Here is a 9,323-nt window from a genome sequence, read left to right as displayed (position 1 = left end):
CGGACCACGCATGCGTGGTCCGCCGTCGGTGAGACAGGACCTGGGGCGCCCGGAATGGCCGCGCGGTACCCAGTGGGGGAGGGGTCCGGCGCGGCGCTACCTGGTCGGCTTTCTGCCGGTGATGCCAAGATGCACCAAAAGTGCGAGATTCGGTTTGAGTTCGGCCTGCTTCACGCCCCAGGTCGTGAAGCCCTTCTGGTGCGAGGCGACTGCGGCCAGCATCGCGACAAGCGAGCCCGCCATCGCGGCGGCGCTGACGTCCTTGTCGACCTTGCCCTTGGCCTGGAGTTCCTTCACCGAATCCGTAAGAGAGTTGGTGACCGAGTTCAGGATCTTCATGCGGATCTTGTAGAACCGCTTGTCGCCCTCGGCCGCTCCGAGGTCGACCACGCGCAGGATCGCATCGTGATGTCGCCAGAAATCGAGGAATCCCTCGACGAGCTCTTCGGCGGTCTGCCAGCCGGCCTTGCCGACCCAGGAGCGGCCGGCGACCAGTTCGGTCAATCCGGTGCCCTCCTTGGCCATTTCTTCGGCGATTTCGAGGACGGCGCCCTCGACGTCGGAGAAGTACTGATAGAAGGTCGCGGGTGAAGTCCCCGCCTTCCGGGCGACGTCGATGACTTTGACGTCCCGGTACGGCGAGGAACTGAGCATCTCGCTGAGGCAGTCGAGCAGCTTCTGCCGCGTCGCCTGTCCGCGTCGACCGGCCACGCGGCCGTCGACGGTGCGCACTTGTCCTGTCATGCCGTCAGCTTACCGAGGGGGGGTCGGAGCGCGATTCGGCCGACTGCAAATGGGGAGCACCGCAGGCGGGGTGGCGGAGTGGCCGGATATCGACGGATGCGCCCCCACGGGGCAATAAGTCTTATCAACAGCCTGTGGATAACTTCCGTGGATAACTTTCTGTGACACCGTGAGTAAGAGACTCCTCTATCGAAAGTGAGTTCGATGTGGACGGTTCGAGGCGCGGTGCGCGCCACCTGCGGGTTACGTTTGCTGTGACGAGCGTCACCGCCACGACCGTCGCCGCACCGCCGCCAAGCAGGACGGCCTTGTGTCCGGGAAGAGGGCAGAGTGAGCTGTGACACCCCGGTCCGCCCCCGGGTTCGCAACCAGAGCCTCAGCCAGGAACAATCGGGGTGCGCACCGCCGGGTGGTGCCCAGTGGTGAGACGCCGTAAAGGGGCGGGTTTTCGCGGGCTTCTGTTCCTGAGGCCCGTACGGGGAGGTGGCAGGGCAAGTGGTGGAGCAGCTGACGCAGCACGACCCGAGGCGGATCGGCCCGTTCGAGGTGCTGGGACGACTCGGGGCCGGTGGCATGGGGCTGGTCTATCTCGCCCGCTCGGCTTCGGGCCGGCGGGTGGCGATCAAGACGGTACGTACGGAGCTCGCCGAGGACCAACTGTTCCGGGTCCGTTTCACGCGTGAGGTGGAGGCCGCCCGGGCCGTCAGCGGCTTCTACACGGCCGCGGTGGTGGACGCCGACTCGCGGGCCGCCGTGCCGTGGCTGGCCACCGCTTATGTGCCCGCCCCGTCGCTCGAGGAGATAGTGACTGAGTGCGGGCCCATGCCGGTCCAGGCAGTGCGCTGGCTGGCCGCCGGTATCGCCGAGGCGCTCCAGTCGATCCACGGAGCGGGGCTCGTCCACCGCGACATGAAGCCGTCGAACGTGCTCGTCGTCGAGGACGGCCCGCGGGTGATCGACTTCGGGATCGCCTCCGGGGTCTCCAACACCCGGCTGACCATGACGAATGTGGCCGTCGGCACGCCCGCCTACATGTCGCCCGAGCAGGCGCGGGACTCGCGCAGCGTCACGGGCGCCAGCGACGTCTTCTCGCTCGGCTCGACGCTGGTCTTCGCCGCCACCGGCCATGCGCCGTTCCACGGCGCCAACCCCGTCGAAACGGTCTTCATGCTGCTGCGCGAGGGCCCCGATCTGGAGGGCCTGCCCGACGAACTGAGGCCGCTGATCGAGTCCTGTATGCAGATGGACGCCGGGCTGCGGCCCAGCCCCGCCGATCTGCAGGCCCAGCTCGCCCCGCACCTCTTCGCCTCCGGCAGCGACGACAGCGGTACGGCCTCGGCATGGCTGCCGGCCTCCGCCACCGCGATGATCGAGCAGCGCCGCGGCGGAGGCCGCAGGACCGCGGCTCCCGCACCCGCTCCGGCCCCCGTGCCGCCGCCGCCCCAGCAGCCGCCCAGTGCCGCCGGGGCCACCGCCTGGCGCAGCGGCGCCGACCTGCACTCCCCGGCCGCCGTTTCCGCGCAGCTGCCCGACGGGGGCGGCACGGTGCGGCTGCCCGGTGCGCGGGTGCCGATCGGCCCCGGCCCGCGCGCCCAGGACGTACGGGCCACCGCCACGGCCACCACGGACGCCGGCCCCGCAACCGGCTGGGTGCGCCCGCCCGCCGGAGTGAACGGCACGGCTCCCACCGCCCCTCCCGCCCCCCTGCCCCCGCCCGCGCACGCCCCCGAGACCCCGCCCCCGGGCCCGGACCGCTGGCGGCCCTGGCGGTTCCGGATGTCCAACGACGTCTGGGGGACGCCCGTTGTCGCAGGGGACCTCCTCTACGTCACGTCGTTCGAGGTGCACGCCCTGGACATTCGCAACGGGCGGCGCCAGTTCAAGACCCGGGACGTGGCCTGGGTGATGGCCGTCGACGGCGGCCGTATCCACGCCTCCGACGGGCCGTCGCTGTACGCCCTGGACGCGGCGACCGGCGCCGAGCGGTGGCGGCTGCAGACCGATGCCTGGGTGTACGCACTCAAGGCCGACCGCGGCACCGTCGTCACCGGCACCAGGGGCGGCGGCGTCCAGGCGTGGGAGGCGTCCACGGGCGAGAAGCTGTGGGAGAGCGGCGGCGTACAGACCGACTTCGAGACGGCGGAGGCCGGGCCCACGGTCCACGACGGCACGGTCTACCTCTGGCAGGACGCCCGGCTGCGCGCCGTCGACGCCCGTACCGGCATCGAACGCTGGTCGTACCCCATCGGCGACGCGGCCTCCTGCGGCGGTGTGCCGGTCCGGGTGACCCCGGCGCCGGACGGCTTCGTGTACGTCAGCGCGGGGGCCCGGGTCCTGGCCTTCGACACCATGTCCGGTCACGTCCGCTGGCACTTCGAGTCGCCCACGGTCTTCCTCTCCCCGCCCTCGTTCGCGCCCGGCCCCGCCGTCACCGGAGGCGGCGTGTACCTCGCCGACTACCTCGGCACGGTGTACGCACTCGACGCCTCGACCGGCAAGGACCGCTGGCGCATCGCCACAGAGGCCCGCCAGTCGATCGAACCTGTCCTGGTCACGGCCGGGAACGTCCATGTCGGCAGCGGCAGCGCGCTGTACACGCTCGACGCTGTCACCGGCACCCCGAAGTGGCGGTTCGCGGCGGGCGGCGAGGTGGTGGGGGCCCCGGTGGTCGCCGACGGCCGGGTCCACTTCGGCTCCGCCGACCACGTCCTGTACACCCTGGACGCGGCGGGCGGCCAGCTCCGCTGGAAGCTGGCGACGGGCGGCGAGATCACGGGTTCACCGGTGGCGCGGGGCGGCGTCGTGTACGCGTGCAGCAAGGACCGGTGCGTGTATGCGCTGGACGCCCTGAAGGGAACGGGCACGGGCAGCCGCCCCCGGACCTAGAGGACGGAGCTGTAGTGACGGCCCAGACGGCCGTCGTACCAGTCACGGAAGGGGCTCGGCACGGCGGCCGCCGCTCCTGCGTGTGCGCGGACCGGCGTCACGGATCAGCACCGCTCTCGGCGTCGACGCTACGCCCGGCCCCTGCCTCCCGCACCTTGCGCTACCGTGTCGCGCGGTCGTTCGACAACAGCAACAGCACAGACAGCGACAACAGCACAGACAGCCACACGGGCAACAACACAAGGGGGGCTGCATCGATGATGCGGCAGCACATAAAGCTTTCCGCGGTACTGGTCGTGGTGGTACTCGCACTCACCGGCTTCACGACCTCCAGTCACGGCGGTCGAAGCGGCAAGGGATCGAGCAGCAGCAGCGGCGGCGGATGCTCCAACTCGGAGAAGAGCAACGGCAGCTACCACCGCAACGACTACGACGACAACGACTACGACGACTCGTCGAGCGGCTCTTCCGGCGACTCCGGCTACGAGACGCCGACCTCGGACGCCACCGCTTCGGACGAGCCCGAGACGTACGTCGTCCGCTGCGCCCAGCCCCGCAAGGGCAAGCGCAAGGCCGTCACCACCTCCACCGTCCAGCTCACGGCGAACGCCGTCGGCTCGCACACCTACGAAGTCGATGTGACCTTCCTCGACGCAGTTGGCAACACCGTTGACAAGGGTGAGGCGAGCGTGGATGCCGAGGGTGGCGAGACCAAGACCGTTTCCGTGCGGATGGACAGCCCGAGCAAGGTCTCCCGGGTGAAGAAGTGCCGGGTCGAGGCCGAGCTGAGCCACTGACCTCAACGCATCCGGAACTCGTTGCCGCCCCGCCCCCGGAACAACTCGCCCTGCCGCTCCGGCGGCAGGTTCCCGAGTGCGATCAGGTGCGGGGCATGGGCCATGGCCTGCGCCCTGGCCGCCTCCTTCGCGGACCACACCGCCCGTACCGTGCCCTGCACCGCCCGGGTCGGGTACGAGGCGATCACTTCCGCCGCCCGCAGCGCTGCCGCCACCGCGCCGCCGGGTGCCGTCAACTCACTGACCAGTCCGGTCTCGTACGCCCGGCGGGCCGTGACGCGTTCGGCCGTACCCATCAGGGACATCCGGGCCACCTCGCCGAACGGCATCCGCTGCGCCATGGAGATCGCCTCGTACGCGCTGACCATGCCGTACGTCGTGTGCGGGTCGAAGAATGTCGCCTCCTCGGACGCGATGACGAACTCAGCCTCGCCCAGCAGATAGAACGCCCCGCCGCAGGCCATCCCCTCCACGGCCGCGATCACCGGCTTCCACAGATCGTTCGCCTTCGGCCCGATCGCGATCAGCGGATCACCGATCGTGTACGGGGAGGAGGGCTGCGGCACCTCCACGCCCCGGTCGATCCCCGTACAGAAGGCCCGGACGCCCGCACCGGTGACGACCACGGCCCGTACCCCGTCGTCGAAGCGGAACGCCTGCCAGACCGCGGTCAGTTCGGCTGCCGTCGCCAGGTCGATCGCATTGAGCTTCTCGGGCCGGTCAAGGGTGACGAGCGCGACCCCGGTCTCCATGTCCGTCTCCGTCCGCAGCGCCATCGCCGGTCACCGCTCCAGCAGCCAACGCACCAGGGTCACTTCGGGACTGACCGGGCAGAAGACCGCCTTCACCGGGGCCCCGATCCGCAACCGCCCCGGATCGACGGAGTCCAGCGGGGCATCCGGCCCGCTCACCACATTCCCGACCAGCCGGATGCCCGGGGCATCGGTAGGCTCGACCACGACGGCGTTGTACGGTGCCTGCGCGGCGTACGCGGGCAGCAGCGGCGGATGCGGCAGCACGTACGACCAGATGCGGCCGCGCCCGCTGAGGGGCTGCCACTCGCTCTCGAACGACTGGCAGTGCGGGCAGCACGGCCGGGGCGGGAAGCGCAGCCTTCCGCACTCCGGGGCGGCGCACGCCTGCACGCGGAGTTCGCCGCGGGCCGCGTACTCCCAGAAGGGGGCGCCGTCCTCGTCCACGACGGGCAGCAGCATGGCATCCATACCGGTCAACTCCTCAGCAGTACGGCAGATGTGGGCACGCCCTCGCCGGCGGTGACCAGACACGTCCTGGCGTCCGGGACCTGTGCGGTGGAGACGCCGCGCAACTGCTTCACGCCCTCGTTGATGAGGTTGAAGCCATGCACATACGCCTCACTGAGCCCGCCGCCCCCGGTGTTGATGGGCAGCCGCCCGCCGCTCTCCAGCGCCCCGCCCTCGGTGAACGCCGCTCCCTCGCCGCGCCCGCAGAAGCCGTACCCCTCCAGGGAGAGCGGAATGAGCGGGGTGAACGCGTCGTAGATCTGCGCGACATCCACGTCGTCCGGGCCGAAGTCGGCCTGTTTCCAGAGCTGCCGGGCGGCCGTCCAGGCGGGTCCGGTGAGCGGGTCGTCGTTCCAGTAGTTGACCATGCCGTGGTGCTGGGCGGGCAGCCCCTGGGCGGCGGAATGGATGTAGACGGGCTTCTGCCGGCAGTCGCGGGCCCGCTCGGCACAGACGATGACGCAAGCCAGCGCGCCGTCCGTCTCCAGACAGTTGTCGAAGAGGCAGAGCGGCTCGCTGATCCAGCGCGAGGTCATATACATGTCGCGGGTCAGCGGCCGCTCGTACATCACCGCGTCCGGGTTCTGGTTGGCGCGGTTGCGGCAGGCGAGGGCGACATTGAAGAGATGGTCGCGGGTCGCCCCGTACTCGTGCATGTACCGCCGCGCCAGCATCCCGATCTCGTCGGCCGGCCGCAGCAGCCCGTACGGGCGGGTCCACTGGGCGGGGGTGGGCAGTTGCACGGCGGTGTTCTTCCAGGGCCGGGGCCCCGACCCCCGCTTCCGCGACCGCCAGGCGACACCGACACTCGCCTGCCCGGTCGCCACGGCGGCGGCGAGATGTGCGATCGTCGCGCACGAGCCGCCGCCCCCGTACCCCACCTTGCTGAAGAAGGTGACATCGCCCGCCCCGATGGCCTTGGCGATCTCGACCTCGTCGGTCTCCTCCATCGTGTACGAGGCGAAGGCGTCCACCTCGGAGGCCGCGATGCCCGCGTCGTCGAGCGCCGCGACGATGGCCCGGCAGGCCAAGGTCTTCTCGGATTCGGGCAGTTGTTTCGCGAAGACCGTCTGCCCAATGCCGGCTATCGCTGTCACGTCCTTGAGCGCCGCCACCGCCACCTCCGAGACCGTCATGACTGCTGACAGCGGCTGAGGCTACAGCTAATCTGACGGATAGTCAGCTACTGCGTCAGAGAGGGCGAACGATGCGCGGCGACGAGGAGTGGGGCAGCATCCCGGAGCTGATACGGGCAGCGGCGCAGCGGTACGCGGACCGGGAGGCGGTCGTCGAGGGCCGGACCCGGATCTCGTACGCCGAACTCGGCGACCGCGTCGAACGGGCCGCCGCCGCCTGCATGGCCTCGGGCGTCGAGCCGGGGGACCGGGTCGCGGTCTGGGCCCCGAACACCCTGGACTGGATCGTCTCCGCGCTCGGCGCCGTCACGGCCGGGGCGGTCCTCGTCCCCCTCAACACCCGCTTCAAGGGCGCGGAGGCGGCGTACATCCTGCAATGCAGCCGGGCGAAACTGCTCTTCGTCACGGGCACCTTCCTCGGCACGTCATACGTGGCATCCCTGCGCCGGGCCGACGTACGGCTCCCGCACCTGGAACAAGTGGTGGTGCTGGCGGACAGCGCCCCGGACGACTACCGCACCTGGAAGGACTTCCTGGCTGCGGGGGAGGGGGTCTCCGGCGCGGCGGTACGAACCCGAGCCGACGCGATCGTCCCCTCGGCCCCGTCCGACATCATCTACACCTCGGGCACCACGGGTCGGCCCAAGGGCGCGGTCATCACCCATGCTCAGACCCTGCGCTGCTACGCGATCTGGAGCGAGCTGGCGGATCTGCGCGAGGGCGACCGCTATCTGATCGTGAACCCCTTCTTCCACACCTTCGGCTACAAGGCGGGCATCATCGCGTGCCTGATGCGGGGCGCGACGATGGTCCCGCAGCCGGTGTTCAACGTGGACACGGTCCTGGCCAACATCGCCGCCGAACGCATCTCGGTCCTGCCGGGCCCGCCCACCCTCCACCAGTCCCTCCTGGACCATCCGGCCCGGGACGCCCACGACCTCTCCGCCCTGCGCCTGGTGGTGACGGGCGCGGCGGTGGTCCCGCTGCAACTGGTGGAACGCCTGCGCACGGAGCTCGGCATAGCGACGGTCCTCACCGCGTACGGCCTCTCCGAGGCGAGCGGAATCGTCACGATGTGCCGGCGCGGCGACCCGGCGCGGACGATCGCCTCGACCTCCGGCCGGGCGATCCCCGGCACGGAACTCCGCGTCCTGGCCGACCCCGGAACCCCTGGCGAGGTCCTGGTCCGCGGATTCAACGTGATGCAGGGCTATTTCGAGGACCCGGACACCACGGCCGCCGCGATCACCTCCGACGGCTGGCTCCACACGGGCGACGTGGGCGTCCTCGACGAGGACGGCAACCTCCGGATCACCGACCGGATCAAGGACATGTTCATCGTCGGCGGCTTCAACGCGTACCCCGCCGAGATCGAACAGCTTCTCGGCCTGCACCCGGACGTGGCCGACGTGGCGGTGATCGGCGTCCCCGACCCCCGACTGGGCGAGGTGGGCAAGGCGTACGTGGTGCGGCGCCGGGGTGCCGCGCTCACGGCCGACGACCTGATCGCCTGGTCCCGCCGCGAGATGGCGAACTACAAGGTGCCGAGAGCGGTGGAGTTCGTGAACGAGCTGCCGCGCAATGCGAGCGGCAAGGTGGTGAAGGGGGAGCTGCGGAGTTGGGCGGAGGCCTGACGGCTCACGGTGAGCCGGGGCTCCGGACCGGAAGCCCCAGACCCTGTGCCGATTCGACGAGGCGCTTGTCGTACGCCACGAATGCGGTGAGTGCCTGCCCCAGGCCCTGCGCCGCGGCCAGGTGCAGAGCATCCAGGGAACGCGGCCGGTTGCCGGGGGACAGGCTGCCGGCGCGGTCGAAGAGCAGGGGTGGCATGCGGATGAGGGCACTCTCGTCGAGCCAGCTTTCGGCCTCGGCGGCCACATCGAGGTCCGCGCCGACAGCGTGCAGCGCACGCCGCACCTCGGTCCGCGTGAGGTCGCAGGTCAAGGCGACGGCAGATCCTTGGGTGGACAGCCATGCTTTGAGCGCGTCGGTCTCGGCCTCCGCCTTGAAGAGCTTGAGTGCCGCAGAGGTGTCGAGATAGATGAAACGCATCAGCGCCCCTCCCTCTCGTCCTCTCGGAGCTCGTCCAGAGCCTGGCTGAGGGGGATGTCGCCGGGCGCGGTGGGCGCTGTCCGGATGCGTGCCGTCTGTGCGGCCGTCCGCGCGCGCGCAAGCTCCGGAAGGTCGATCAGCCCGTCGGCCACGGCCTGATTGACCGCCTCTTCGACGGGGTCCGGGGGGACTATCCGGGCTACGGTCCGGCCATGCCGGGTCACGGTGAAGGTCTCCCCGTGCTCCAGCCGCACGAGGACGGCAGCGGCGTTCCGCTGAAGATCACGGACGGTGATCCTGGTGTCGCGACGCTCCTCGCTGTCCATGTCGCACAGAGTACGAGGGTGTGCGACATGCTGCCACCAGGTACGTCAATGTGAGGAGTGTGCGGGCCGCTCGATGGGATGAACTGAACGTCCAGTCGGTCGGACCGCGAGTATGGTTGC

Annotated in this window: 9 protein-coding genes; 3 read left to right on the top strand and 6 right to left on the bottom strand. The window is 70.3% G+C overall.

Annotated elements, in window-relative coordinates; translation table 11 throughout:
* Positions 1-96: 96 nt before the first annotated feature.
* Positions 97-744 (bottom strand): TetR family transcriptional regulator, encoded by a 648-nt coding sequence (locus ABT115_RS24525; protein ID WP_351793627.1) that lies wholly within the window; start codon positions 742-744, stop codon positions 97-99.
* Between the two features lie 495 nt (positions 745-1,239).
* Between ABT115_RS24525 and afsK the strand changes: the two genes are divergently transcribed.
* Entirely contained in the window at positions 1,240-3,630 is a 2,391-nt protein-coding gene (gene afsK / locus ABT115_RS24520; RefSeq protein ID WP_351793625.1) for a protein serine/threonine kinase AfsK, read from the top strand.
* Between the two features lie 257 nt (positions 3,631-3,887).
* The gene (locus ABT115_RS24515) at positions 3,888-4,427 is read left to right on the top strand and encodes a hypothetical protein (protein WP_351793622.1); all 540 of its coding nucleotides are present in this window, start codon (positions 3,888-3,890) and stop codon (positions 4,425-4,427) included.
* A gap of 2 nt (positions 4,428-4,429) precedes the next feature.
* Here the strand turns inward: ABT115_RS24515 and ABT115_RS24510 are convergent, their stop codons facing one another.
* From ABT115_RS24510 to ABT115_RS24500, 3 genes are read right to left on the bottom strand one after another with little or no spacing between them, the layout of a single operon-like run.
* Complete coding sequence (locus ABT115_RS24510; protein WP_351793619.1) at positions 4,430-5,203, bottom strand: enoyl-CoA hydratase/isomerase family protein; 774 nt, start codon at positions 5,201-5,203, stop codon at positions 4,430-4,432.
* A gap of 6 nt (positions 5,204-5,209) precedes the next feature.
* Complete coding sequence (locus ABT115_RS24505) at positions 5,210-5,650, bottom strand: Zn-ribbon domain-containing OB-fold protein (protein WP_351793616.1); 441 nt, start codon at positions 5,648-5,650, stop codon at positions 5,210-5,212.
* A gap of 5 nt (positions 5,651-5,655) precedes the next feature.
* Positions 5,656-6,804, bottom strand: coding sequence for a lipid-transfer protein (locus ABT115_RS24500; RefSeq protein ID WP_351793635.1), 1,149 nt, complete (start codon positions 6,802-6,804; stop codon positions 5,656-5,658).
* A gap of 92 nt (positions 6,805-6,896) precedes the next feature.
* Here ABT115_RS24500 and ABT115_RS24495 point away from each other — a divergent pair, with 92 nt between their 5' ends.
* Positions 6,897-8,459, top strand: coding sequence for a FadD3 family acyl-CoA ligase (locus ABT115_RS24495; RefSeq protein WP_351793613.1), 1,563 nt, complete (start codon positions 6,897-6,899; stop codon positions 8,457-8,459).
* A 4-nt stretch (positions 8,460-8,463) separates the two neighbouring features.
* Here the strand turns inward: ABT115_RS24495 and ABT115_RS24490 are convergent, their stop codons facing one another.
* Together ABT115_RS24490 and ABT115_RS24485 are read right to left on the bottom strand one after the other, a co-directional pair.
* Positions 8,464-8,877 carry a type II toxin-antitoxin system VapC family toxin gene (locus ABT115_RS24490; RefSeq protein WP_351793610.1) on the bottom strand — a complete coding sequence of 138 codons (414 nt, stop codon included), beginning with the start codon at positions 8,875-8,877 and terminating at the stop codon, positions 8,464-8,466.
* The gene (locus ABT115_RS24485; RefSeq protein ID WP_351793608.1) at positions 8,877-9,203 is read right to left on the bottom strand and encodes a type II toxin-antitoxin system Phd/YefM family antitoxin; all 327 of its coding nucleotides are present in this window, start codon (positions 9,201-9,203) and stop codon (positions 8,877-8,879) included. Before ABT115_RS24485 ends, ABT115_RS24490 begins: the two co-directional genes overlap by 1 nt.
* Positions 9,204-9,323: the final 120 nt, after the last annotated feature.

It is taken from the genome of Streptomyces sp. NPDC001832 (genome assembly GCF_040297265.1).
Taxonomy (GTDB): domain Bacteria; phylum Actinomycetota; class Actinomycetes; order Streptomycetales; family Streptomycetaceae; genus Streptomyces.
Note: the sequence above shows the minus strand (reverse complement) of the source record. Positions and strands in the feature narration are given on the sequence as shown.